This window comes from Rhodococcus sp. IEGM 1372, from assembly GCF_030056835.1.
GTDB lineage: Bacteria > Actinomycetota > Actinomycetes > Mycobacteriales > Mycobacteriaceae > Rhodococcoides.
On sequence record NZ_JASHKS010000029.1, the window covers coordinates 1 to 24,316 of the forward strand.

General features: G+C 66.8%; 28 protein-coding genes and 1 pseudogene. 14 read left to right on the forward strand and 15 right to left on the reverse strand.

The window, feature by feature from the left end; genetic code table 11:
* Positions 1–71: 71 nt before the first annotated feature.
* The gene (locus QM590_RS19410) at positions 72–998 is read right to left on the reverse strand and encodes an LLM class F420-dependent oxidoreductase (protein ID WP_269596101.1); all 927 of its coding nucleotides are present in this window, start codon (positions 996–998) and stop codon (positions 72–74) included.
* A 322-nt stretch (positions 999–1,320) separates the two neighbouring features.
* Between QM590_RS19410 and QM590_RS19415 the strand changes: the two genes are divergently transcribed.
* The 4 genes from QM590_RS19415 to QM590_RS19430 are packed head-to-tail and all read left to right on the forward strand — an operon-like array spanning position 1,321 to position 4,422.
* Complete coding sequence (locus tag QM590_RS19415; RefSeq protein WP_411741366.1) at positions 1,321–1,671, forward strand: rhodanese-like domain-containing protein; 351 nt, start codon at positions 1,321–1,323, stop codon at positions 1,669–1,671.
* A complete protein-coding gene (locus QM590_RS19420; protein ID WP_269596097.1) occupies positions 1,672–2,733 on the forward strand; it encodes a DUF4328 domain-containing protein in 1,062 nt (353 codons plus the stop codon).
* Positions 2,730–3,500: a glycerophosphodiester phosphodiesterase gene (locus QM590_RS19425; protein ID WP_269596096.1), complete on the forward strand. Its 771-nt coding sequence runs from the start codon at positions 2,730–2,732 to the stop codon at positions 3,498–3,500. Before QM590_RS19420 ends, QM590_RS19425 begins: the two co-directional genes overlap by 4 nt.
* A gap of 10 nt (positions 3,501–3,510) precedes the next feature.
* Complete coding sequence (locus QM590_RS19430; RefSeq protein ID WP_269596095.1) at positions 3,511–4,422, forward strand: DUF5926 family protein; 912 nt, start codon at positions 3,511–3,513, stop codon at positions 4,420–4,422.
* Positions 4,423–4,526: 104 nt separating this feature from the next.
* On the opposite strand, the gene QM590_RS19435 is transcribed toward QM590_RS19430, so the two are convergent.
* The 5 genes from QM590_RS19435 to QM590_RS19455 form a co-directional block, all read right to left on the reverse strand.
* Complete coding sequence (locus QM590_RS19435; protein ID WP_032396487.1) at positions 4,527–5,081, reverse strand: ferritin; 555 nt, start codon at positions 5,079–5,081, stop codon at positions 4,527–4,529.
* Between the two features lie 113 nt (positions 5,082–5,194).
* Complete coding sequence (locus QM590_RS19440; protein WP_149407697.1) at positions 5,195–5,755, reverse strand: ferritin; 561 nt, start codon at positions 5,753–5,755, stop codon at positions 5,195–5,197.
* A 99-nt stretch (positions 5,756–5,854) separates the two neighbouring features.
* Entirely contained in the window at positions 5,855–7,111 is a 1,257-nt protein-coding gene (locus tag QM590_RS19445; protein ID WP_411741367.1) for an LCP family protein, read from the reverse strand.
* A gap of 493 nt (positions 7,112–7,604) precedes the next feature.
* Positions 7,605–8,414: a CPBP family intramembrane glutamic endopeptidase gene (locus QM590_RS19450; RefSeq protein ID WP_032396467.1), complete on the reverse strand. Its 810-nt coding sequence runs from the start codon at positions 8,412–8,414 to the stop codon at positions 7,605–7,607.
* Between the two features lie 33 nt (positions 8,415–8,447).
* Complete coding sequence (locus tag QM590_RS19455) at positions 8,448–9,215, reverse strand: DUF2470 domain-containing protein (protein ID WP_269596093.1); 768 nt, start codon at positions 9,213–9,215, stop codon at positions 8,448–8,450.
* Between the two features lie 133 nt (positions 9,216–9,348).
* On the opposite strand from QM590_RS19455, the gene QM590_RS19460 reads away from it, so the two are divergent.
* From QM590_RS19460 to QM590_RS19470, 3 genes are read left to right on the forward strand one after another with little or no spacing between them, the layout of a single operon-like run.
* Entirely contained in the window at positions 9,349–10,056 is a 708-nt protein-coding gene (locus QM590_RS19460) for a hypothetical protein (protein ID WP_269596092.1), read from the forward strand.
* Between the two features lie 24 nt (positions 10,057–10,080).
* Positions 10,081–11,013, forward strand: a complete 933-nt coding sequence (pheA, locus tag QM590_RS19465) for a prephenate dehydratase (RefSeq protein WP_269596091.1) — start codon at positions 10,081–10,083, stop codon at positions 11,011–11,013.
* Positions 11,010–11,675 carry a histidine phosphatase family protein gene (locus QM590_RS19470; protein ID WP_269596090.1) on the forward strand — a complete coding sequence of 222 codons (666 nt, stop codon included), beginning with the start codon at positions 11,010–11,012 and terminating at the stop codon, positions 11,673–11,675. The genes pheA and QM590_RS19470 overlap by 4 nt, the downstream gene beginning before the upstream one ends.
* On the opposite strand, the gene QM590_RS19475 is transcribed toward QM590_RS19470, so the two are convergent.
* The 4 genes from QM590_RS19475 to QM590_RS19490 all read right to left on the reverse strand — a co-directional run bounded on the left by QM590_RS19475 (position 11,672) and on the right by QM590_RS19490 (position 14,711).
* On the reverse strand, positions 11,672–12,496 hold the full coding sequence (locus tag QM590_RS19475; RefSeq protein WP_269596089.1) for an ESX secretion-associated protein EspG: 825 nt from the start codon (positions 12,494–12,496) through the stop codon (positions 11,672–11,674). The genes QM590_RS19470 and QM590_RS19475 overlap by 4 nt on opposite strands.
* A complete protein-coding gene (locus tag QM590_RS19480; RefSeq protein WP_269596088.1) occupies positions 12,493–13,668 on the reverse strand; it encodes a PPE domain-containing protein in 1,176 nt (391 codons plus the stop codon). Before QM590_RS19480 ends, QM590_RS19475 begins: the two co-directional genes overlap by 4 nt.
* A 76-nt stretch (positions 13,669–13,744) precedes the next feature.
* Complete coding sequence (locus QM590_RS19485) at positions 13,745–14,056, reverse strand: PE family protein (RefSeq protein WP_032381057.1); 312 nt, start codon at positions 14,054–14,056, stop codon at positions 13,745–13,747.
* Positions 14,057–14,144: 88 nt separating this feature from the next.
* The gene (locus QM590_RS19490) at positions 14,145–14,711 is read right to left on the reverse strand and encodes a histidine phosphatase family protein (protein ID WP_269596087.1); all 567 of its coding nucleotides are present in this window, start codon (positions 14,709–14,711) and stop codon (positions 14,145–14,147) included.
* 277 nt (positions 14,712–14,988) lie between these two features.
* Between QM590_RS19490 and QM590_RS19495 the strand changes: the two genes are divergently transcribed.
* On the forward strand, positions 14,989–15,183 hold the full coding sequence (locus QM590_RS19495) for a CbtB domain-containing protein (RefSeq protein WP_032396459.1): 195 nt from the start codon (positions 14,989–14,991) through the stop codon (positions 15,181–15,183).
* Entirely contained in the window at positions 15,174–15,965 is a 792-nt protein-coding gene (locus QM590_RS19500; RefSeq protein WP_269596086.1) for a CbtA family protein, read from the forward strand. The genes QM590_RS19495 and QM590_RS19500 overlap by 10 nt, the downstream gene beginning before the upstream one ends.
* Before the next feature lie 167 nt (positions 15,966–16,132).
* On the opposite strand, the gene QM590_RS19505 is transcribed toward QM590_RS19500, so the two are convergent.
* Together QM590_RS19505 and QM590_RS19510 are read right to left on the reverse strand one after the other, a co-directional pair.
* Positions 16,133–16,465: a metallopeptidase family protein gene (locus QM590_RS19505; protein WP_082073870.1), complete on the reverse strand. Its 333-nt coding sequence runs from the start codon at positions 16,463–16,465 to the stop codon at positions 16,133–16,135.
* 13 nt (positions 16,466–16,478) lie between these two features.
* Positions 16,479–17,564, reverse strand: a complete 1,086-nt coding sequence (locus tag QM590_RS19510) for a septum formation family protein (RefSeq protein WP_094638530.1) — start codon at positions 17,562–17,564, stop codon at positions 16,479–16,481.
* A 34-nt stretch (positions 17,565–17,598) separates the two neighbouring features.
* Between QM590_RS19510 and QM590_RS19515 the strand changes: the two genes are divergently transcribed.
* Complete coding sequence (locus QM590_RS19515) at positions 17,599–17,991, forward strand: ankyrin repeat domain-containing protein (RefSeq protein ID WP_269596085.1); 393 nt, start codon at positions 17,599–17,601, stop codon at positions 17,989–17,991.
* A gap of 11 nt (positions 17,992–18,002) precedes the next feature.
* Complete coding sequence (gene serS / locus QM590_RS19520) at positions 18,003–19,256, forward strand: serine--tRNA ligase (protein ID WP_269596084.1); 1,254 nt, start codon at positions 18,003–18,005, stop codon at positions 19,254–19,256.
* Positions 19,257–19,263: 7 nt separating this feature from the next.
* Here the strand turns inward: serS and QM590_RS19525 are convergent, their stop codons facing one another.
* Positions 19,264–20,142: a hypothetical protein gene (locus tag QM590_RS19525; RefSeq protein WP_269596083.1), complete on the reverse strand. Its 879-nt coding sequence runs from the start codon at positions 20,140–20,142 to the stop codon at positions 19,264–19,266.
* An 82-nt stretch (positions 20,143–20,224) separates the two neighbouring features.
* Between QM590_RS19525 and QM590_RS19530 the strand changes: the two genes are divergently transcribed.
* Together QM590_RS19530 and QM590_RS19535 are read left to right on the forward strand one after the other, a co-directional pair.
* Positions 20,225–20,965: a lysophospholipid acyltransferase family protein gene (locus QM590_RS19530; protein WP_068045361.1), complete on the forward strand. Its 741-nt coding sequence runs from the start codon at positions 20,225–20,227 to the stop codon at positions 20,963–20,965.
* A 9-nt stretch (positions 20,966–20,974) separates the two neighbouring features.
* A pseudogene (locus QM590_RS19535) lies at positions 20,975–21,461 on the forward strand (GNAT family N-acetyltransferase).
* On the opposite strand, the gene QM590_RS19540 reads toward QM590_RS19535, so the two are convergent.
* Both QM590_RS19540 and QM590_RS19545 read right to left on the reverse strand, forming a co-directional pair.
* Positions 21,462–22,880 (reverse strand): sensor histidine kinase, encoded by a 1,419-nt coding sequence (locus QM590_RS19540; RefSeq protein WP_269596081.1) that lies wholly within the window; start codon positions 22,878–22,880, stop codon positions 21,462–21,464.
* Entirely contained in the window at positions 22,877–23,560 is a 684-nt protein-coding gene (locus QM590_RS19545; RefSeq protein ID WP_269596080.1) for a response regulator transcription factor, read from the reverse strand. The genes QM590_RS19540 and QM590_RS19545 overlap by 4 nt, the downstream gene beginning before the upstream one ends.
* A 127-nt stretch (positions 23,561–23,687) precedes the next feature.
* Here QM590_RS19545 and QM590_RS19550 point away from each other — a divergent pair, with 127 nt between their 5' ends.
* Entirely contained in the window at positions 23,688–24,302 is a 615-nt protein-coding gene (locus QM590_RS19550) for a hypothetical protein (protein ID WP_269596079.1), read from the forward strand.
* The last annotated feature ends 14 nt before the right edge of the window (positions 24,303–24,316 follow it).

The following is a 24,316-nucleotide window of genomic DNA, read 5'->3' on the forward strand; positions in this document are numbered from 1 at the left end:
ACCGGGTCTGGCGACCGTAGCCCTCGGTTTCAAGGACCAGCTAAAAGATAACGGGCGGGATTCGGCGGGGGTCAGAGCTGTGGGAGAACTTCGGATGCGACGAGTTCGAGGTGATCGAGGTCGGTGAGGTCCATGGTCTGCAGGTACACGCGTGTCGCGCCGATGGCTCCGAAGGCGCCGATTTTGTCGACCAATTCGGCGGGGCTTCCTGCGGCACCGTTCTCGCGTAGTTCGGATACCTCGCGGCCGATAGCAGCGGCACGGCGTGTGATTTCTTCTTCGGTGCGGCCGCAGCAGAGGACGAGGGCGTTGGAGTAGACGAGGGAGTCGGGGTCGCGGTCGGCGGCTGTGCAGGCTGCGCGGACGCGACCGAACTGGGTCTCGGTGTCGGCCAGCGAGGCGAAGGGGATGTTGAACTCGTCGGCGTATTTCGCGGCGAGTGCCGGGGTGCGCTTCTTGCCTCCGCCGCCGATGACGATGGGCGGGTGCGGCGTCTGCACCGGCTTGGGGAGCGCGGGGGAGTTCGTGACGGGGTAGTGCGTGCCGTCATGCGAGAACGTCTCGCCGACGGGGGTGTCCCAGAGTCCGGTGATGACGGCGAGTTGCTCCTCGAGCCGGTCGAAACGTTCACCGAGCGGAGGGAACGGGATGCCGTAGGCCTTGTGCTCGTCCTCGAACCAGCCGGCACCGAGACCGAGGTCCACGCGACCGCCGCTCATGGCGTCGACCTGGGCGACGCTGATGGCCAGGGGCCCCGGGAAGCGGAAGGTCGCTGAGGTGACGAGGGTGCCGAGCCGAATGGTCGAGGTCTCGCGGGCCAGCCCGGCCAGGGTGATCCACGCGTCGGTGGGCCCTGGGCCGCCGTCGCCGCTCATCGCGAGGTAATGGTCGGATCGGAAGAATGCGCCGTAGCCGAACTCCTCGGCAGCTTTCGCGACGCGGAGCAGTTCGTCGTACGTGGCACCCTGTTGCGGTTCGGTGAAGACGCGTAGCTCGATGGACGGGAGGGGGGCCTGCGGAACGACCTGCGGTGGGTTAGTCATGTTCGCCAGCCTAAACAGCGGCTTCACGGGACCGCAGACGATGGCTGTGTCAAATCACCATCGATCCACAGGCCGAGTTGGTACTCGATACACCGGGGGACCGACTCGACGCTCTGACCTGTGGATAGAAACCGGCACAGACCCCGATTCTGTGGATCGATCTGTGGATACTGTGGATAACTTCTGTGACTGCAGTGACGTAGGTCATAGCGCGGTGCCGCTTCGGTCGCGAGGACACGGGTGGCAGCCCCGCGCGGACGCGTGACAAGATCGAGGTGTGTCGTATCCCGAGCAGCCGCCTGCCGTCACCGTCGATCGCCTGCCGGTGCCGTTCCCTACGACGGCCATCCTGCTCGACGTACGCGAGGACGACGAGTGGCAGGCCGGACACGCTCCGGACGCAGTGCACATCCCGATGGGCGATATTCCGTCCCGCGCCGGTGAGATCGACAACCAATCCGAGGTGTACGTGGTCTGCAAAGCCGGTGGTCGCTCGGCTCGCGTCGTCGAATATCTCAACCGCGTGGGCTACGAGGCGATCAACGTCGACGGTGGGATGCTCGCCTGGCAGGCCGCTGGTCGACCGATCCAGAGCGAGAACGACGCCCACGAAGCGAGAATCATCTAGATGTCGGCACCGCAGGGGCGCGCTCAGGCGTTCCAGGTCTGTGCCCGCTGCAGCACCCGTTGGGCTGTCGGCGCTCGGCCGGGCACCTGGTGCCCCCGCTGCCATGGCGTGCTGCTCTCGCCGGTGTCCACCAGGGCACCCGCGCAGGGTGCCCGAAACTTCCGATGGGTAGCCCGACCGGCGACCTCGTCGACGAAAGCCGCACACCGCGGCCAATCCGCAGCACCGACCCCGACGCCGCACTACGCCTCGACGCCCACCTGGGGATTGCGCGACATCCCGCGCGATCCCGAGGCCGATCGCCGCGTCGGTCGCGTCGAGCGGTACGCCGCGAACGCGCAGAACCTGGTCCTCGTCACCGCGATGTTGCTGACGCTCGCCGCGTTCGCCGAAGTGTTCCGGTACGGCATCCTGCTGCACAACCGCGTGCGACTGATCTCGCCGATCACCCTCGCCGTGTCCGACGCGTTGGTGTATTTCGCTCAGGTCGGCGCGCTCGTCATCGGTCTGGCCGCGCTGATCACCTCGTCCTGCTGGCTGATCTATCAGCGCAGACTCGCCTTCACGGCCGCCGGCTCCACCGACCCGCGATCGGTGCGCCCGATGCTGCTGTTGTCGATGCTGCCTCTTGTCCGCATCGTGATGCCAGGGGTCTACCTCACCGAGGTGGTCCGTCTCCGCGGCGGTGCCGATGCCGACGTGCACCGCGAACTGACACTGGTTCGGATCTGGTGGGCTGTCTGGGCAGCGAGCAATGCGCTGGTCATCGTCCAATTGCTGTGGAACCTGCGCGATTCACTTCAGGCCCGCGCCGACGGAGTTCTGCTGTCGGCATTCGTGGCACTGGTGGCCGCGGTCTCGGCCGTGCTGACCCTGGCCGTGATGCGCCGACTCGAAGGCCGCACACTGCGCGGATCCGCAATGTCGCGTCCGACCCGCTGGGTGATCGCCACCGGCACCGCGCCGAAGTCGGACCAGCGCGAACAGAACCAGCCCGAGCAGAAGCAGCCCGAAGAGAAGAAGCAGCCCGAACACGAATCCGAGACGGTGACGGCGTCGTGAGTCCCGATCGCCGTGGGCCACTGGTCGTCGCGCATCGAGGTGCGTCGGCGGCGAAGAACGAACACACTCTCGCGGCCTACGACCTCGCACTGCGCGAGGGGGCGGACGGCGTCGAATGCGATGTGCGGCTCACCAGGGACGGCCATATCGTGTGCGTGCACGATCGTCGCGTCGATCGCACCTCGAACGGCACCGGCATCGTCAGCGAGATGGACTTCGCCGATCTCGCCCGACTGAACTACGGCGACGACGAACCCGCCGAACTTCTGACGTTGCACGACCTCATTGCTCTCGTCCTGGACTGGACCAGCAAGCCGGTCAAACTCTTCATCGAAACCAAGCATCCCGTGCGATACGGCTCGCTGATCGAAAGCACGGTGCTCGCCGAGCTGCACAAGTTCGGCATCGGTGCGCCCGCGTCGGCCGACCACTCGCGGGCGGTCATCATGTCGTTCGCGCCCTCGGCCGTCTGGCGCGTACGGCGGTCGGCTCCGATGCTTCCGACGGTGCTCCTCGGCGACAGCTCGCACTACCTCGGTGGGGGAGCGGCGACGACCGTCGGGGCCACTGCCGTCGGCCCGTCGATTCGCGCGCTACGCGAGCACCCGGCCATCATCGACCGCGCAGCGGCGTCCGGCCGGGCCAGCTACGTGTGGACCGTCGACGAGAAAGAGGACGTGGACCTGTGCCGCGAGCTCGGCGTCGGGTGGATCGCCACCAACCACCCCGGCCGAACGCGAGCCTGGCTCGAATCGAAGAACGTGTAGGTTTTCGGACGTGGGTAAGAGCAAAAGAAACAGTGGACCGAAGCAGGACAGCAACCGAGCAGCGAAGCTCGCGCAGCGAGAAGCGGAACGCGCGAGCATCGAATCGGCGTCCGCTCGCCCGTTCGAAGGCCTCGCCGCCGAATGCGACCTGGTAGCGCTGCGCGAGTTCGTCCCGTCGGCGACGGCCACCGCGCCGATCACCGTGGACGGTCGCACCATCACGCTGGCCACGGTGCTACCCGGTGCCGTCGCGGCCCTGGTGCGCGAAGATGCCGATTCCGTCGAGGGCTTCGTCGGCCTTCAGGTGCAGAATCAGTCGAAAGACGTTGCGGCAGATATCAGTAGCGCCCTCGGCTGGGCATCCACCGCGTCCGCGGGCGAGTCGCTCGAAGCCGCGAAGATCACCGACAGCACGCCCGCGTTGACCGATGTGCTCGACGCCTCCGCGCTGCTCGAGATCACCGTTCATCAGGATTTCAACTGGTGGATCCCCGAAAGTGCCACTCCTGCAGCCGATGTGACTGCAACCGTGGAACGCGCGAACCAGGCGATCATGCCCTCGGCGCGGATCGAGGCCGACGGCGTCGTCGCGGCCTGGTGGGTGGATGCAGGCGACAAGGCGCACATCCGGTGGGTTCGTCCGGAGAACGAAGACGATGTGATGCTCGCGCTGGCGCGCCTGCACGCCGCGGGTGATCTGAACTTGGGTGAGGGTTCGCGCTACGCCGGTTCGTTCCGCACGCACGGGGTGCTGGTGCCGGTGTTCGATCTCGATCCCGAGATGCACCCCACCGAATGGGCAGGGCCCACAAAGGAATTCGGCGAGAAACTGAGCGAGGCACTGGCTGTCGACGCTCCGCTCACGGCAGCTCAGTTGCGTTCGCGCGACGGCCTACGCGGCCGCCAGGTCACTCTGCGCTAGAACTCACTCTGCGCTAGAACGCGAAACGGGTGGCCACTCGAACAAGGAATCCTCGTTCGAGTGGCCACCCGTATGAGCGCGTCATCCGCGCAGAGTTGCGGTGACTAGAGCGATCCGCCGGCGACGGTCGGTGCGCCCGAGTCGGCGGTCACGCTGGTGTTCATCTCACGGGCGACGAACTGCTCGAGGTCGAACAGGTTGTGGCCCGCACGATCGGCGATGTTGAGCAGCGTCTTCATGCTGGCAACTTCCTCGACCTGCTCCTTGAGGAACCACTGCATGAACTGCTCGCCGAGGTAGTCGCCCTCTTCGCGTGCGGTGCTCGCCAGAGCGATGATCTGCTCGGTGACGGTCTCCTCCTGTGCCAGCGCCAGGGCGATGGCCTCACGCGGATCGGTGAAGACGGACTTCGACGCGTCGACGCCGGTCAGCTCGACCGTGATGTCGCGATCGAGGAAGTACTGCACGATCATCATCGCGTGGTTGCGCTCTTCGACCGACTGCGCGTAGAAGTGCTTGGCCAGCTGCGGCAGATCGACATTCGCGAAGTAGACCGCGGTGGCGATGTACTGCTGCGAGGCGTTGAACTCGTTGCGAATCTGGTCGCGGAGAAGTGCGTGGAACTTGGTGTGGCTGGTTTCTTTGATGTCTACGCTCATGCTCAGGACGATATGCCTGGTCAGAGGGCGTTGTCATCCAAGTCGATCCTTATTGAGGCGAACGTTGCCTAATACAGTCGATCCTAAATGTCCGCTCTGAGCAGGGCTGCAAACTACGCTCTTCCGGCTTCTTTAGGGGCATTGGTGGCGCGGATCACCGTGGAACCGATCTCGCGAGCGACGTACTGCTCGATGTCGAACAGGTTCGATCCGGCTCGGCGGACGATGTTGAGCAGGCTCTGCATCGCCGCCACCTCCTCGACCTGCTCGGTGAGGAACCAGTGGGTGAACTGCTCGCCGATGTAGTCGCCCTCGGCCCGGGCAGCACGCGCCAACGCGCTGATCTGCTCGGTCACCGTCGACTCCTGGGCCAACGCCAGTTCCACCGGTTCGACGACCGACTGGAATCCCGTCACCACGTCGTCGATGCCCGACGCATCGACCTCGAGCCGATTGTCGATGAGAAAGCGGATCATCATCATCGCGTGCCGACGCTCCTCGGCCGACTGAGCGTAGAAGCGCGTGGCCAGCTGCGGCAGATCGTTGCGGTCGAACCACACCGCGATCGCGACGTACTGCTGCGATGCAGTGAACTCGTGCCGCACCTGGGCGCGCAGCAAATCGTGGAACGACGTACCGGGTGTTGCGGCGGGCTGGGCAGACGGCGATGTCATGGTCCACAACTTACATTCAGGGTCGTTCCGCAGGCTCCACTCCCGCCTACAACCCAGGGTCGTTCCGCAGGCTCCACTCCCGCCTACAACCCAGGGTTGTCAGGGCCCGCCGGTCAGCAGTTCCGGAGGTATCTCGCGATCCTGCGCGATGGCGTCGAAGAACGCCGGAGCGCGAGTGTCGTCCCACAGCAGTACGTTTCCGACGTCGGAGTCCTGGAATCCGCCGACAGGAACCGTCGTGGTCACCGGACCGCTGCGCATCGCCCAGGCGAGTGCGGCGAGGTTCCAGATGTGATCTCCCTCGTCGACGCTCAACGACGACGCGGTATCGGACACCAGCGGCCACAACTTGAACGGGTTGAGGAAAGTCGAAGCGCTGGTTGCCTTTTCCAGGAGGGCGGACATGAACGCGCGTTGATTGTTCATCCGGTCGATGTCGGCCAATGCCGTCGCGCGGGATCTCACGAATCCGAGCGCCTCGGCTCCGGTGAGATCCTGGCAGCCGGCGGCGATGTTGATGCCCGCCAACGGATCGTCGATCGCATTCTGCACGCACACGTTGACTCCACCGACCGCGTCGACGATCCCGGCGAAGCCGCCGAATCCGATCTCGGCGTAATGATCGATGTGCACACCGGTTGCACCCTCGACCGTCTGGACCAGCAGTGGCGGCCCGCCGAATGCGAAGGCCGCGTTGAGCTTGTCCTGGCCGTTGCCCGGAATCGGCACATACGAATCGCGCGGCAGGCTGACCATCGTGGGCGCGCCGCTGCCCTCGGGGATGTGGATGAGAATGATCGTGTCGGTGCGGCTCGGGCCCACCTCGCCGCCGGTTGCGAGCGCGGCTTCCTGCTCCGGCGTCAGGCCGGCTCGCGAATCCGAGCCGACGAGAAGCCAGTTGGTGCCGGGGGTGTCGCCGATGCGCCCGGGATACGAGGTGAGGGCGTCCACGCGCGTCAACGAGCTGTCGACGTAGTAGACGACGCCGCCGATTCCCAGCACCAGGACGAGCAACACGATCAGGAAGCGTCGACCCCAGCGTCTGCGCTTGCGCGGCTTCGCGACCTTCGGTGGCCGAGAGTCACGTTGCGGCCGAACGGGTTCGGGTCGACGCAGAGCCCGCTGCGCCGGTGCGGCCGGTTGCCTGCGCTCCTCGGTGAACGGCTCCGGTTGCTGACGCGGGGCGTACCCGGTGCGGCCCGGTGGAACTTCCTGGGAACGCGAGTACTGACGCGTCGATTCGGATGGCGAAGGTGTGTCGGACTTCGCCGATCCGGGTTCGGGAGCCTGCGACCACGCCTGCTGTGCGGCGGCCGAGCGCGCCGGACCGGCAGTGGGCCTGCCGTCGCGGCGGATGAACTCGGTGCCCTCCGGCGGCGGACCTTGTGGGCGGGGACTGTGTTGTGCCGGACGCTCGGGCGGAGGTCCCTGACGGCGCGGGGGCCCGGGGTCGTACTGACGTGGGCCCCGATCCGGTGGAGGCTGGCCGGGGCGATATCCGCGAGGGGGTGGCGGCTGTCGGCCGGGCGGCACCTGGCCTGGGGGCGGCTGCGGTGGTCGCGATTGGCTCGGCGGTTGCGGGCCTCGTGGTTGTTGGCCGGGTGGTTGCCGGCCGGGTGGTGGTTGACGAGGCGGTGGTTGAGAAGGCGGTGGCTGGCGCGGCGGTTGGCCCCCGGTCGGGCGAGGTGCGGGTCCTGGCGCTGGGTCCGGTCGACTGTGACGACTCTGTGCTGATCGGTCGGGCGGCGTTCGCCGTTCCGGCGCGCCGTGCCGTCCGTAGCGATCATCGTCGTTCACGGGTCGACTGTAACCGTCGCCACGGAAACACCCGGGTTCCTCGCGTGCCGATTCACGGGAGCCACGACAGATGTTCGCGCAGGAGGGCGTACCCGACGAAGGCCACGATGTCGATCAGAGCGTGTGCGATCAGTAGTGGCCACAGTCTGCCGGTGCGCTGCCAGTAGCGGCCGAACACCAGACCCATGAGGAAGTTTCCGACCCCACCGCCAACGCCCTGATAGAAGTGATAGCTGCCGCGCAGCAGCGACGAGCACAGCAACGACGCGTTCTCGCTCAGGCCGAGACGGCGCAGACGAGAGATCAGGTACGCCACGACGATGATCTCCTCGGCACCGGAGTTGGCCAGCGCGTACAGAATCAGTGCCGGGACGCGCCACCAGTGGTCGTCGAGGGCGCTGGGAACGACGTTGAGGTTGAATCCGAGGGCGTTGCCCACGAGGTACAGCGCCAGGCCGGGCAATCCGATCAGTGCGGCCAGTCCGACGCCGTGACCGAGGTCGATCTTCAACCGCGGCCGGGCCAGCCCGATCGCTCGGGGTGCCAGATCGGCTCGCCACAGCAGGTACAACCCCAGAGCTCCCCAGGCGCACAGACGCAGAATGCTCAGCAGCTGGAACAGCAGATCGATGAGGCTGAAGCTCGATCGCGACGAGTTCAGCGCCACGGTCTGATCGGACAGGGCAGCGGTCTGCAGCGCGTCCTCGACGAGCGAGAGGATGCTGCTCATACCGCTCAGCCCGAATGTGACCAGCAGGACGATCGCGATCTCGACCTTGATGGTGGTGCGTTCGCGGGCATCGGGCGGTGGAGCCGTGCTCGCGGGCGGCGGTGGCGTCAACCAGCTCTTGAAGTCGATCACCGCACGAGTCTGCCCTGTTTCTCGAAACGTACGTCAGCCGCGGGCGCGTAGTCCGTTCAGAAACGGGCAACCGGCGAGAACGCGCAGCGCGCGACTGAGCGAGAGGACGTCCTGGACGGGCTGGGCGAATCCCAGCCGGACGTCGTTGTCGCCGCATTCGCCTTCGATCCGCAGCCGAATGCCGTAGCGATCGATGCCGAGCGGCCGGATTCGGCCCTGCCGCAGCGACGGCGGGAGGCGTCGGGCCAATTGGGCGAGCAGGTCCGGGTGGTCGGAGTCGAGGTGCTCGAGCCAGCTGGTCTCCATCTCCCAGAAGGGATCGGGTTCGGCTGCCAGCAGCGTGTCGACGTCGACGGGCTCGGCTCCGGTGCTGTCGGCGACCACGGCGGAGGTGACGATCAGCCGCATCAGCGAGGTGGTGTGCCCGACGTCGAGGAGAGCGGGATGCGGATGTTCGGCGGCCACCGCTCCGGCCATCGGGCGCATCAGCGAGTCCGGGACCGGGCGTAGATCGCCGCGAAGCCACACCAGCGAACGCACCGGCTCACGCAGCGCGAGCGGCGCGTGATCGGTGAGTTCGAGGACGGCGGGGATGCCGGCACGGGAGGACTGCCAGGTGTGCGCGTTGTCGAGGGAGTCGGTGGGGACGGCCAGGATCATCTCGCCGTTGGGCCGCAGATGATGCAGGGACGTGATCACCGGGTCGCTGCCGTCGATGGCCAGGGCGGCGCCCTCGGCGCGCATGCAGGCACTGCGTACGCGTTCGGCAGTGGTCGGTCCGGTGGTGGTTGCGCCGAGCATGGGCTCCTCCGATGCGATCGGTCAGGCAGGTAGGTGAGGCAAACCTAAGTTAGCGTGGTGTGGCGAGGATCGCAAGACCGTCCGCGGGAGTGGAGCCCGCGGAACGACCCAGACCCGGGTCTACCGTGAAGGCGTGCTGATTCCGCTGACCCTCGGTGTGCCCCACCGACCCGACCCGAACGCGCTCGTCCACGAGCTGCTGCAGCCGATATGCGCCGACGCCCCCTCGCTGGCCGCAGCTCCGCGTGGAGCCGAGTACGGACCGCCCGTCGTCCGGGCATCGACCCTGCTCGCGCTGTCCGACTCGGACGACCACGGACGCATCGTGGTGCACCTCGACATCGACCCCGACGAGCTCCGAGCAGGGAGGACCTGCGGCTACGAGGCCGTCCGGTTCGACGTCGACGCCCCGGCCGAGCACCTCGCCGACGCGCTCGGGCTGCGATTGCCCTCGCCGCTGGTCGTCTTCCCGATGTTCGACGCGATCGACGTGGCCGAGACCGCGGAGGCCGTCGTCCTCGCCCACCGGACCCCGGGCATCCGCGTCGGAGACACCCCTCGGCGCATCGCCGACGTGCTCGCCGTGGTCTCGCACGCGGATGTGGGCCTCGTCGCCCGCGCGGAGTCCGGCGACGAGGTGCTCGCGATCCTTGCGGCGACGGTGGCGTCGCTCCGTGGAGACGACATCGCCGCGGCCCTTGCTGCTCCGAACGTCGCCGCACTGCGAGCTCTCATCCCCGAGGCCGCCGAGGCGGTGCGCGAGGTGCTGCTCGGAATCGAGATCGTCGACGCCGCCCGCGCCCGCGCCCGGCTCGTCGACGTCGGTTTGATCGCTTCGTAGGCGTCCACAACGTAACCTCGAGACGTGCCTCGCATCGCTTACTTCGGCCCATCGGGAACGTTCACGGAGATGGCGCTGGCGCAGTTCGAAAAGCTCGGAACCTTCGGCGCAGTCGGTCTGGACGGGGCGGTCGAGCGGGTGTCGGCGTCGAACCCTCCCGCTGCGCTCGAGGCCGTGCGATCGGGTGCGGCCGACGCGGCCGTGGTCCCCATCGAAAGCTCCATCGAGGGAGCGGTCCCACCGACGCTCGACGCGTTGTCGGAGGGTCGCCGGCTGCAGATCGTCGCCGAGACGGAAATCGAGGTGGCCTTCACCATTCTCGGTGGTCCCGGTGTCACCCTCGACTCGGCCCGCACGATCAGCGCCTATCCGATCGCGCTCAATCAGGTGCGCCAGTGGCTGCAGACCGCCATGCCCGACGCCGTGGTGCAGTCCGCGTCGTCCAATGCCGGTGCGGCAGAGGATGTTGCGGCCGGAATGGTCGATGCTGCGGTGTCGACGCGGCTCGCCGGTGAGCGCTTGAAGTTGTCGCAGTTGGCCGACGGGGTCATCGATGTTGAGGGCGCGCGGACTCGTTTCGTGCTGGTGACGGCGCCGCAGTCGGTGCCTGCGCGCACCGGTGCGGACCGAACGTCGGTGGTCCTCGAGCCGCCGAACGATCCGGGTACGCTGCCGGCAGCGTTGGCCGAGTTCGGAATTCGCAACATCGACCTGACCTTCATCGAATCACGGCCCACCCGTTCACGATTCGGAACGTACAGGTTCTTCATCGACTGTGCCGGGCACATCGACGACCCGCTCGTCGCGGAGATGTTGGCCGCATTCCACCGCAAGATGCCCCTCCGGTTCCTTGGATCCTGGCCCACCGCAACAGGAACGGGCGGTTCGGTGCCGCCGCCGATCGACGAACACGTGCAGTGGGTCGCAGACATTCGTGCCGGACGCGGTGATCTGTGATGGGCAAATTGATTCTGGTTCGGCACGGTCAGACGACAGCGAACGTCGCAAAGATACTGGACACCTCGCCGCCGGGAGCCGAGCTCACCGAGCTGGGGCACCAGCAGGCCGACGCGTATGCGCAGACCTGGATCGGACGCCCGCCCGCGGTGCTGGTGTCCTCGGTTGCGTTGCGTGCCAAGCAGACTGCGGGTTACATCGAACGAGCGACCGGGGTTCCCTTGGTGGTGACCGAGGGAATTCAGGAGACCTTCGCCGGAGATCTGGAGGACCGCGACGATGCGGATGCGCACCGGGAGTTCACCGATATCTTCAGTCGCTGGCACGCCGGAGATCTGGCGGCAACCGTGCCCGGCGGCGACAGCGGACATTCGGTGTTGGAGCGTTACGTCCCGGTGCTCGACGGCCTCCGCGCGCAGTATCTGAGTGACGAGACAGCGGGCGACGTCGTCGTCGTCAGTCACGGTGCCGCAATCCGACTGGTTGCGGCGGTACTGGCAGGCGTCGAGGGCACGTTCGCTGCCGACAATCACCTCGACAACACGCACACCGTCGAGCTGCTGCCACTGCCCGACGGAGGATGGTCCTGCGCCAGGTGGGGCACGTTCCTGCCGCCGTTCGAGGGCAAGGGCAGCAACAAGGCGGACAACCCGATCAGCTAGCGCAGATGCTCACCGGCCGATGCGATCAACTCGGTCAGGGCAGCGGTGAGTCTGCGATCCGTTGCGCCGGTCAGTGAGCTCCACGACGTGCCGTCGGCGGCGAGGGTCGAGGTGGCGAGAATGCGTCCGGCTCTGGTGTCGAACAGGGCCACGGGTCTTCCGGCCACGTGACGGGTGCCGTGCCTACGGGCGACGGCGGTGATCTCGGTTCTGCCGGCGCAGGTGGCCATCGCCGACGCCAGAGCCACGGCGCGCTCGTGCGCTACGCCGATACCGCGCAGCCGAGACGCGGTTGCTCCGACGTCGGTCGGTGCCGCGTCGAGTGCTTCGGCCAGCAGATCGGTTGGCGCGTTGATGCTGCCCGGGTCGAACGACGCGGCCGAGCCGATCGACGACGCGAGGTCCCGGGCCGGATCACCCTGGACGGCGCGGATGGTGACCACGTCGTCTCGCCGCACCGCCGACACCGTGATCCGATCGTCGGATGCAACGCAGATCCGAGTGGTCGGAACGGACTCTGGGTTCTCGACGTCGAAGACGCGAGCCGAGACGTACCAGTGAGGTTGTTCGAGAACTCGCATCCACTGCTCGAGATCTTGGTGGACGCGGCCGTCGGTGATCAGGCCGGCGTTGTTCAGTGCGCTGCGCCCGTGCTCGAGCGCGCGATCTCGGGCACCGACGTCGTCGAAGCGCGGGAACACGTCCAGGACCACGGGTAGTTCGGTGATCGACAGTTCCTCGACGAGGAAGTCCATCTCGTCCACACCGAGTGCGGCGATCGGCAGTGTGTGGCCCACCGGCACGGTTCCCAAATCGATCAACGGCCGTTCCCGCTGGTGTGGGGCAGGGTCGGGTCCGCGCCGATGACGGACGGCGCGACGGTCCGGCCGTCGGAGAAGTGCTCGAATTGCTTGAGGTAGTCCGGGGTCTCGTGTTCGTCGTCCTCGGCCTGCCCGCGCGAGCCGGAGGCAGGAGCGCCTGCCGCGCCCGTTCCGCGCTGAGCGAGGCCGGCATCGGCCGAGGTGGGTGCGCCGAACGCCGACGGACCGCTCTGGCCTGCACCGGCCTGCATCGAGCCACCACCGGCGGGACCCAACGCGGAACCGGGCATTCCGACGCCACCGCCGATGCCACCGAGCCCGGCAGCTCCACCTGCCCCGCCGAACGACACCGGACGCGTGGACGCCGGACCGACAGCGAGAGATGCCGAACCACCGGGTGCGAATCCACCACCGGCCCCGACGCCACCGGACAACGCACTCGACCCGATGTTGGACGCAGCGGTGGCGACGGTCGAGACGCCGGTACTGGCGATGGAGGTGGCAGCACTACCGATCTGACCGGCCGCCGCCGCGACGCCGGGGTTCTGGGTCGCGGCCATCAAGCCGCCGATCGCGGCCTGGACCGGAGACGTCATGAGTGCTCCGTTGGCGAATTTGCCGAGGCCGCTCCCGGAATCGGAGACGATGGCCGGCGGGTGATCGAACGTCGTCTGGACGATTCGGTGCGAGGAGACCAGCTCGAAGCCCTCCATCACCATCGCCGCGCGGATGTCGAGCAGTCGATCGGCCACCTCGGCAGCCTCGTAGCTGCCGTTCATCACGCCACCCGTCGAGGCGGCGGTGACCTTGGCGGCCTGCACGGCTCCGATTTCGACGAGCGAGGGCATGGTCGCCAACGCGACACCGTACGAGGTTCCTGCGGCCGGGGCCTCCACCGAGAGCGCCGCCGCCTTGACTGCCGTGGCGGCGGTCCAGGTCGCGAAACGGCCGAGCGCAGCCTGAGCCAGCAGTGCCGACTCGCCCTCCCAGCCTGCGGTCAGAGCCGCGGTGACAGCGGCAATGCTCGCCGATGCCTCGGTGAACGCCGCAGCGACCGAACCCCACGCGCCGCCGGCGACGTGCAACGGCACCGGTCCCGGCCCGAGCAATCGCGTCGAGTTTCCCGTCGCCGTGCGTGGCAGCCACACCACACCTGTCACTCCGAGCGTCATCCTCTGGCCCCCATGATGTTCGAGCTTCGTGTCGTTTCGAGCGTTGTGTCTTGGCGTTGCGGTCGAGTGCGGTGCGTCAGATTCCGGGTAGGCCGGGTAGGCCCCCGGCCGTGTCGTCGTCGGTGGCCACGTAGTCCGCAGCCTGTTTCCGCAGTTCCTCGGCCGCTCGGTGCAACTCCGAAATACCCTGCGCTGCAGCAGGTCCGAAGGTATCGGCCGCGGTGCCGAAGAATCGTTCGGTGAGCAGCGAGACCTCGTCGGTACCGGGCGGCAGTGGCCGCACGGGGATAGCCGTCGCAGTGACAGCCGCCTGCAAGCGAGCGGCGACCGCATCGAGTTCGGAGGCAGCGAGCTGCAGGGCCACCGGATCCACCTTGATGACGGTCATGAGCCACGCTCCCTGATCGAAGAACTTTGCGCTGTCGGTAGGTAAGACGCCGCCGTGTTCGGTTCGGTTCCCTCCACGCGAGAAAAATTCAGACGAACTTCTGGGCCACCGCGCCGACAGTCCAGACGCCGCCCCGATGGCTGACGGACGTGCGCGTCAGCGGGGAAACGTCGACCCGCCAAAACGAGCGGATCGGGGCGTCCAACACCATCACCACCACGGCTCGGACGACGGCAGGAGAGGTCACCGCCAGAGTGCGGCCGGGCGTCGATCCAACTGCGCTCAGCCACTTCTCGACGCGAGAGAACAACGCGTCGAGAGATTCTCCGCCCGGAGGAACGAACGCCGGATCGCTCAGCCAGGCCATCGCGTCGGCGTCGGGCAGATCGGTCATCTCGAGACCGGACCACCGGCCGTAGTCGATGTCGGCCAACGCAGGCTCGACGGAGACATCGGTTCCGAACACCTGCGCGGTGGAGATCGAGCGGGCTTCCGGGCCGGACAGGACGCGGTCGGCGCGGGGAAAGTCGGTCACCGCGGCGAGATCGCGCAGGCCCGCGTCGTCGAGTGGTTCGTCGCCGGGAAACCGGCCGGTGCGCATCGCGTCGGTTCGCGCGTGAGCGACCAACATCAGTCGGGTCACGGACGCGGTCACTGCGTCATTGTGGCACCGCAGCTTTGTGGCACCGCAGCTTTGTGGCATCGAGCTGCAGTCGGACGGGACAGCGATTGACACAGAGTCCGGAGCGATGCCACAGTTCGCTGGTAATACGCGATGTACGCAGGTAATCCGGTGAAAATCCGGAGCGGTTGCGCCACTGTGATCGACGTCGGCGAAATGCCCGAATTCGAGAGTCAGAAAACTCGTTCATCGCATGGCCGTCCCCGTTTTCGAGCGGGGACTACGGGACGCACAATCCCAGGAGGACACCATGGCAATCATTCACGCACCCAGTAATACGACGGAGTCGGCTGCTCTTGCCGTCATCGTCGCCGCAACGATTCTGCTCGCTTTCGTCGTGCTCTACCTCGTCGGTTTCGATCAGGGCGCGATCTCCCGCAGTGGCATGTACATGCACGAGTTGATGCACGACGGCCGCCATCTGCTGGGCCTGCCATGCCACTGACCGACACCCACGGCCCGACGCTGCAGGGCACATTCGTCCAACTACTGGTGCGAGGTCTGCTCGCCGGACTTCTCGCAGGCCTGCTCGCCGGAGCAGTCGCCTACGTTGTCGGTGAACCGCACATCGACTCGGCCATCGTCATCGAGGAAGCAGCCGGAGCCGACGCTCATCACGCCGACGCCGATGCGGCCGCGCACTCCCACGGCGAGGACGCGCTCGTCAGTCGAGACGGACAACGCATCGGACTGTTCCTCGCCACCGGACTCGCCGGCCTGGCACTCGGCGCGATCTTCGCCTCGGCACTGCACTACGGGCGACGCTTCACCGCACTGCCGGGCTCGATCCTCGCGCTCGTCGGGGCCTGTGCGGGCTGGTTGGCCATCGAAGCGGTGCCGTTCTTCAAGTACCCGGCGAACCCACCGGCCGTCGGAGATCCCGAGACCATCACTCAACGCACCTGGCTGTGGTTGGCGTCGGTGATTCTCGGTTTGCTGGCCGTCGCGGTGGCCGTCTACGCGGCGAAGGCGGTGGCGTCGCAGCATTCGGTGGCGATTCGCGTCGGAGCGCCGTTGCTGGCGTTCCTGGTTGTGGTCGGCATCGGTTATGCGTTGCTGCCCACCGTCAACGAGGTGGGCGCGGACTTCCCGGCAACCCTACTGTGGGAATTCCGACTGTCGTCCCTGGCCACCCAGGCAACCCTGTGGCTGGCCTTGGGATTGGGATTCGCATTCCTCACCGATCGCGCTGCTCGACCCACTCGCCGAGAGACAGTCGCGGCGTAGCCCGGCTCCGCGTCAATGGACCATTGCACGGCTGAGACGTATGCAAAGTGCCATCGACGCGGGGTGGTCGGCTCACGCCGGGGCGGGTGGATGGACCCTTGCACTGCCCAGACGTATGCAAGGGTCCATTCACGCGTTCGGGGGGGGCGGGCGACGAGTGAGTGCCGTCAGCCGAATCCCAGTTGATGCAGTCGCTCGTCGTCGATGCCGAAGTGATGTCCGATTTCGTGGGCGACGGTGATCGCAATTTCCCGTCGCGCCTCGTTTTCGTCGTCGACCATCTCGAGGATCGGTTTGCGGTAGATGGTGATGACGTCCGGTAGGTGGCCGCTGTATTCGTAACGTTCGGTGAGTGCGATGCCCTCGTACAGTCCGAGGATGTCCTCGGTCGGGTGCTCTTCCTCGACGAGAACGACCACGTTGTTCATGAAGTCGGTGAGCTCACGCGGCAGAGTGTCGAGGGCGTCGGACACTGCTTCCTCGAAGTCGACGCGCGTCATGTGCGTGGGAATGTCACCCTCCGGTGGTGATCGGTGCGGCACCGGGCAGCGGTGTCGGCAGTGCGCGGCCGTCGGGAGCGGAGGGCGGCGGGACGGGGGCTGCACCGTTGATGAGGATGTCGCCCTTGGCGGTGCCGACGATGGTCGCGAAACCGCCGGAATCGAGTTCGGCACCCACCGAGCACGTCACCTGGCGACTTCCGGCCAGCCAGCTCGCGACGTCGATGGTGTCCCAGAACAGGGTCAGCGTCTTGTCGCGCAACGCGGTGTCCGAGCCGAGGTAACCGTTGACCGCGTCGGTGCACGTCCGCTCGAGGTACGCATCCTGGTCGCCCTCCGACGGGTGCCCGCCGGGGAACTGCTGCGTCAGGTTGATCACCGACGCCACCTCGTACGCGTGCGGAGCGGCGCAGTCCACCGGATCGGCCGGCACGTTCTGGTTGATGCCGATGCAGGTTCCGGTAGGCCAGACCTTCGACTGGTCCTGATCGAGAATCGACCCGGTCATCTCCATCAACGCGCCGGTGTTCGACGGCATCTGCACACCACAGCGCAGCGTCCGCTCACCCTTGGCCCATCCGGCCTGGCTGGGGAACATCAGCCCGACGCCGAAGCGTCCGTTCGGATCGAATTTGGCACCGACGTAGTCGTCGACGGCGGCCGCGCAGTGTTCGTCGCGCAACTCGCTGAACCGGATGGAACCGGGATACGCCGCGGCAGGGCCGAACTCGACGCCGGGGTAGACGCTCATGTCGATGTCACGAGCCACCTCGAAGCGATGGGGATCGGCGCACGAGACCTCGGCGAGGTCCTGCCGATCGGTCTCGGGATCGTCGGTGGGCGTCCACTGCAGGCAGGCACCAGGGTCGGCGGCACCGAAGGAGGACGCCGAAACGGGCCCGTCGGTCGCAGGCCCACTGGCCGTCGCATGAGTGGTGATCTTCTCGGGTGTCGAGAACCCGTCGGAGAGAAAAACCGTCGCCCCGGCGGCCAGCACCGCACCGACCGCAACCATGGCGAGTCCACGTCGAGCTGTGGTTGCAGACAGTGTTCGCCGAGACTTCTCGCTCGTCGGGGGGTCTGTTTCGTATCCGGACATCGCCCTCCATCATGCCCGAGTATGTTCGGTCCTCATGAGCGACCCAACGGGTGACGACGACCTCAGCGAGCTCGCCGGTCGACTGTTCGCGATGGCCCGCACCGGTGACGGCACCGCTCTGGCGAGTTACGTGGACGCGGGCGTTCCGGTGAATCTGCACAACGAATCAGGCGACACGCTGGTCATGCTCGCCGCGTATCACGGCCACGCCGACGCCGTGCGAGCGCTGGTCGAGCGTGGTGCCGATGTGAACAAGCCCAACGACAAAGGGCAGACCCCACTCGCGGGCGCGGTCTTCAAAGGTGAGGACGAGGTGGTGCGCTTGCTCGTCGACGGTGGAGCCGATCCGCACGGCGGCCACCCGTCGGCGATCGATGCCGCCACGATGTTCGGACGCGAGGACTATCTGGGGTTGCTCGGCAAGTAAGGTTCGTTCTCGTGATCGACCTGAAATTCCTTCGCGAGAATCCCGACGCAGTGCGCGCCTCGCAGCGCACCCGAGGCGAGGACCCCGCTCTCGTCGACGCACTTCTGGGTGCCGACGCATCCCGCCGGGCCGCGGTGCTGGCCGGCGATCAGCTGCGTGCCGAGCAGAAGGCGCTGGGAAAGCAGGTCGGTAAGGCCTCCGCCGAGGACCGTCCGGCTCTGCTCGCCGGGGCATCGGAACTCGCCGCCAAGGTCAAGGCCGCCCAGGCCGCCGAAGCCGAGGCCGACGCAGCCCTCGACGCGGCCCACCGCGCGATCTCCAACATCGTTCAGGACGGCACGCCCGCAGGCGGCGAGGACGACTTCGTGCTGCTCGAGACCGTCGGGCAGATCCCGGAGTTCGACTTCGAGCCGAAAGATCACCTCGAGCTGGGTGAGTCGCTGAAGTTGATCGACATGGAACGCGGAGCCAAGGTCTCGGGCTCGCGCTTCTACTTCATGACCGGCTACGGCGCATTGCTGCAGCAGGGATTGCTCCAGCTCGCCGCCCAGAAGGCCGTCAAGAACGGCTTCACGATGATGATCCCGCCGGTGCTGGTTCGCCCGGAGATCATGTCGGGAACCGGATTCCTCGGCGCGCACGCGGACGAGATCTACCGCCTCGAAGCCGACGACCTCTACCTCGTCGGAACCTCCGAAGTTGCTCTCGCGGGTTACCACTCGGGCGAGATCATCGACCTCGCCGACGGCCCGAAGCGCTACGCCGGTTGGTCGTCGTGCTTCCGCCGCGAAGCGGGCAGTTATGGCAAGGACACCCGCGGCATCATCCGAGTCCACCAGTTCGACAAGATCGAGATGTTCTCCTACATCAAGCCCGAGGATGCAGCGGCCGAACACCAGAAGCTGCTGGAGTACGAGAAGGAAATGCTCGCTGCAGTCGAGTTGCCCTATCGGGTCATCGACACCGCAGGCGGCGACCTCGGCTCCTCGGCCGCCCGCAAATTCGACTGCGAGGCATGGGTTCCCACCCAGCAGGCCTACCGCGAGCTGACCTCGACCTCGAACTGCACGACGTTCCAGGCCCGACGCCTCGGCGTGCGGTACCGCGACGAGAACGGCAAGCCCCAGACCGCAGCGACGCTCAACGGCACCCTCGCCACGACCCGCTGGATCGTCGCGATCCTCGAGAACCACCAGCAGGCCGACGGCACCGTCCGCGTCCCCGAGGCGCTGGTGCCTTTCGTCGGGACGGATGTCTTGAAGTAGAACCGGCTCAGGCGATGTCGCCGATGCAGTAACCCTCGCCGCCGACGGCCAGCACGAACGTGCGGTTCTGGTACGCCCCGGACCCGTCGATGATGTCTGCGTTGACCTGGGTGTAGATGCCGTTCTGCCCGGTGACGAACACGCTGTCGGGATCGAACGAGGTGATGCCGGGCAGGATGTTCGGATTCTGCACCAGCGGCGGGGCAACGGGAACGCCGGTGCCGAGGGCATCCCAGGTCTGACGGCCGTCGCACACGAGTGGGTAGGTCTCTTCGACGTCGCTGGGGTTCACCGGAATCCCGGCCAGACGCCCCAGGTAGCGATCGACGGTGTAGACGGCGTCTGCCGCGTCGAACACGGGGGCGGTGCCGGTGGGGTAGACGGTGGGGCACGCATAGTCGGATGCGATCTCACTGCGCTTGATGCCGACCGTCGCGGTGGGGCCGGTCCACGTGACGGCGTACTGGCCGTCGACGCCGGGGGTGGCAACGGCAGCGAGGATGGCCTCGGTGTCGACGTACATCGCCGGGATCTCGGTGGGCGGAACCGTCCAGCACCGCGCCGTGACGACGCCGATTCCGCCGCCGATGAGATCGCCCACGAACGGTCGCAACGCCATCGCGGCGTCCGGGTTTCCGGGAACCTCGCCGACGGGTGGGCCGGGCGGGATCGGTGGGGTCGTGGTGGTGGTCGGGGCTGCCGTGGTCGGAGTTGCCGCCTGTGAGTCGTCGCTCGGTGTCTCGGTGGTGCTGCTGGCCGAGCCGGGTTGCTCCGCCGGGATTCCGACTGCCGAATCGCAGGCTCCGACCAGAGCGAGTATTGCGATCAGCGGCAACGCGGTTCGGGTCACTCGCTTCCGTCGCAGTGGTGCCGCTCTGTTCTTCACTCGATCTCTCCCCGTTGCTCTACCGGACCGCAATCGTGCGGACCTTCTCTCCTACCCCGTCCACCGACTACGCTAACGGACTGTGGAACCCGTCTACCGATCAGTCATCGGCATCGCTCGTGCAGTGTTCGCGTTCGAGGGCCTGAAATTCGATGTCAAGGGCGAGGAACACATCCCTGCCACCGGCGGAGCCGTCATCGCCGTCAACCACACCGGATACATGGACTTCACCTACGCCGGGCTGCCGCCGCGACGGGTGAAGCGCTACATCCGGTTCATGGCGAAGAAGGAAGTCTTCGACAACAAGATCTCCGGCCCGATCATGCGCTCGCTACGGCACATCCCTGTCGACCGTGGAGCCGGCGCGGAGTCGTACAAGTCGGCCGTGGAGAGCCTGCGCAACGGCGAGCTAGTGGGCGTGTATCCCGAGGCGACCATCAGCCGCAGCTTCGAGATCAAGGAATTCAAGTCCGGCGCAGCACGCATGGCCATCGAGGCAGGCGTGCCGATCATCCCGACGGTGATCTGGGGCGCGCAGCGTGTGTGGACCAAGGGATACCCGAAGCGGTTGGGCCGCACCAACACTCCTATCTCGATCGCTGTCGGTGAGCCGCTGCCTCCGGTCGGTCCGCCGAACGAGCTGACCGAGAAACTGCGTACGGTGATGCAGAAGATGCTGCTGGAACTGCAGGAGAACTACCACCACGAGCCGGGCGCGTACTGGGTTCCGGCACGATTGGGCGGCAGCGCACCGACTCTCGAAGAAGCGGACAAGCTCGACGCCCAAGACCTCGCGGCCCGTGCCGCGAAGCGGGCCGAGTAGAACTGTGCGATGAACCTCCGCGGTGAACGGGTCGTGTTGCGGCCCGTCACCACCGAGGACGTGCCGGAGCTCCGCCGAATACTGCACACCCCCGAGGTGCACGCGCGGTGGGGCGACGAGGACGCCGACGAGAACTGGCCGTTCGACAACCCCGAAGAGCATCGATTGGTCGTCGAAATCGACCGCGCGACAGTGGGATTGATCCAGTACGGTGAAGAGACCGATCCGATGTACCGGCATGCGTCGATCGACATCTTCCTGGACCCGGCGGTGCACGGTCGCGGCGTCGGAAAGGACGCCGTGGGCACGCTGGTGCGATACTTGACAGTCGACCTGGGTCATCACCGCATGGTGATAGATCCGGCCGCCGACAACGCGGTAGCGATTGCCTGTTACAGCGCAGTCGGTTTCGAGCCCGTCGGGATCATGCGGAAGTACGAGAAGGGGCCCGACCGGCTGGCACGACAGCCTGCTGATGGACCTGATCGTCGAGTAGCTACCGATCTACTCTCGGCAGTGTCAGGCGGAATCTCGCGCCTGTAGGCCCTGCGGCACAGACGAGTTCGCCTCCGTGTGCTCGCGCCAACGTGCGCGCGATCGACAACCCGAGCCCGACGCCGCCGGAGGAACGGTCACGCGCGGAGTTGAGTCGAACGAGCCGCTCGAAGATGCGCTCACGGTCCGCCTCGTCGACCCCGGGACCGTCGTCGTCGACGGTGACGAACGCCTGTGAGTCGGCCCCTGTCTGCACTCGGATTCTCCCGCCGGGCGGAGTGAACCGAGCGGCGTTGTCGAGGACGTTCGACAGAATTTGCTCGACGCGGCCCACGTCCACCCTGACCGGTACCGATTGCGATGCGTCCACCTCGAACCGGACCTGCGGCGACAGCAGTGCCGCGCGTTCGACGGTGCGCCGCGCAATGTCGGTGAGATCCGCGTCCGCCAGTTCGAGCTCCGAAGTGTTCTCTGCGCGAACGGAATCGAGCATGTCGCCCACCAGGCGCGACGCTCTGGCGGATTCGCCGACGAGGAGTTCGCTCCACCTGCCGACCCGATCGGGGCGGTGCTCGACGTCGCGTTGCAACGACTGAGCCAGCGCCGAGATCCCGGCCACCGGGGTGCGCAATTCGTGGGCCGCGTCGGCCAGGAATCGGCGCATGTCCTCCTCTGCACGACGCGCCGACTGCGCTGCAGCAGCCTCTTTGCTCTCGGCGTTCTCGAGGGCGTCGAGCATCTCGTCGACGGCCGATGCAGTTCGCCCCAGATCGGTGTTCGGCTTGGATGGAAGCAGCCGTCTACCTCTGTCGCCGTTTGTGATTCGGCGCGCAACCGATGTCATCGAGTCGAGGGGTGACAGTGCGCGCCGCACCGCATAGGTGAGCGCGGCCGCGGCCAACAACAGCGTCACGGCTCCGGCGACCACCATGAGAAGTCGCAGTTGCTGCCGAACATCGGCGATGGCCGTGGTGTCACCCAGCAGCGAGAGCGTTGATCCGTCCGGTAGTGGCTCGGTGATCTCCAGTGAATCCGAGGGTGGGGCAGGGGGATTGGGCGGACCAGGGGGAGCGGGAGCGTCGGAGGGGCCAGGAGGCGGTGTGGCCGGCCCGGGTCTGTCGTCCCGAGATCGGGCCTCGCCGCCCGGCACACCGTAGACCGTGCCGTCGGACGTGGTGACCCGAACTCGAATGGCATCGCCCTGCAACGCCTGCACCAGATCCTCGGAGCCGACGCCGCTCTCGACCAGTTCGACTGCGCGGTCCGCTCGATCGGTCAGTCGCGCATCGAGATCACGGCGGAGCTGCTGTCCCAGAACGACATCCACCGAAAACCCCACCACGACGAGCAGAACCGCGAACAGTACGACGACGGTGGCGACCACGCGCTTGCGCAACGAGGGTGTCGGCGTGTGATTCACTGCGGCGCTCGCAGTGCATAACCGAGGCCACGGACAGTGTGGATCAACCGCGGGCCATGGGTCTCCATCTTGCGACGCAACGCACTGATGTGGACTTCCACCAGGTTGGCGTCGTACGCGCCGTAGCCCCACACCGATTCGAGGATGGACGTTTTCGAGACGGTACGACCGCGCTGCGCGACGAGGAAGGTTGCCAGCCGGAGTTCGGTCGCCGTCAGATCGAGCACCTGACCGGCGCGAGTGACGACGCCGGCGGATTCGTCGACCAGTAGATCGCCCACTTGGATCGCATCCGAGGATCTGCCGCGTCTACGCAGCACCGATCGCGCTCGGGCAACCACCTCGTCGAGTTGAAACGGCTTGACCACGTAGTCGTCGGCACCGTCGCTCAAACCGCGCAGTCGGTCCTGCAGCTGGTCCTTCGCGGTGACCATGATGATCCCCGCATCACTGCTCTGGCGGACGACGTCGATGAGCGCGAACCCGTCCCGCGTACCGGGCAGCATGACGTCGAGGATCACCACGTCCGGGCGGAAGCCTGCCATCGTGGTTTCGAAGCCGTCGCCGTCGGGCAAGGACGCGGCGGTGAATCCCGCGTCCTCGAATGCGGCCACCAGCGCTTCTCGGATGGGCAGCGAGTCCTCCACCACCATCACCCGGGGAGCGGAACTGTATGTCATTCCTCGATTGTCACTCACCAGCTGAAGTGATCCTGAAGATACGCCCGGCTTCAGGGTGACTTCAGCTAGCGGCGGCAGGGTCGGTGACAGAACGAATCGAACGAGACAGTGCGAACAAGGAGTGAACGTGAACGATCAGACCCAGCCGATCCCGGCGGCATCGAACCCGGCCGAGCCCGCTGCTCCCCAGCAGAACAAGCCGAAGCGATGGAAGGTCCGTGTGCCACTGGTGGCAACAGCGGCGGCGGGACTCGCAGTAGGGGCGCTTGTCGCGTCGGCAGTATTTGCTGCCACCGGGCCGGACGTCTCGCCCGGAGTGTCCACGGTCGCGTCGTCGTCGACGCTCGGGGAGCGGACCGACGGCGGTGGCGGGTCGGATGCACCTGCGGTGCCGGCCGCTCCGGACTCCGGCGACGGATCGACGGCTCCCACCCCGTCCGATGATGCGACGCCGCCTGCTCCGGGTAACGGCGAAACCCCGCCTGCTCCGCCCGCGGGTGGTCCGGGCAAGGGTGGACCGGGAGAGGGTGGCCCAGGTCCGAGTGGGCCGGGTAAGGGTGGACCGGGTGCCCTGTGCGCACCGGAAGACGGTGCGACGCCGCCTGCTCCGGCTGATGGTGCGACGCCGCCTGCGCCGCCGACTCCGGGTGCTGAGGGAGACGGCGCGACTGCGCCTGCACCCCCGGCTCCGGCAGATGGCGCTACTCCTCCCGCACCACCTGTCGCTCCTTCTGGTTCCTGATCCAACCTTCTCCA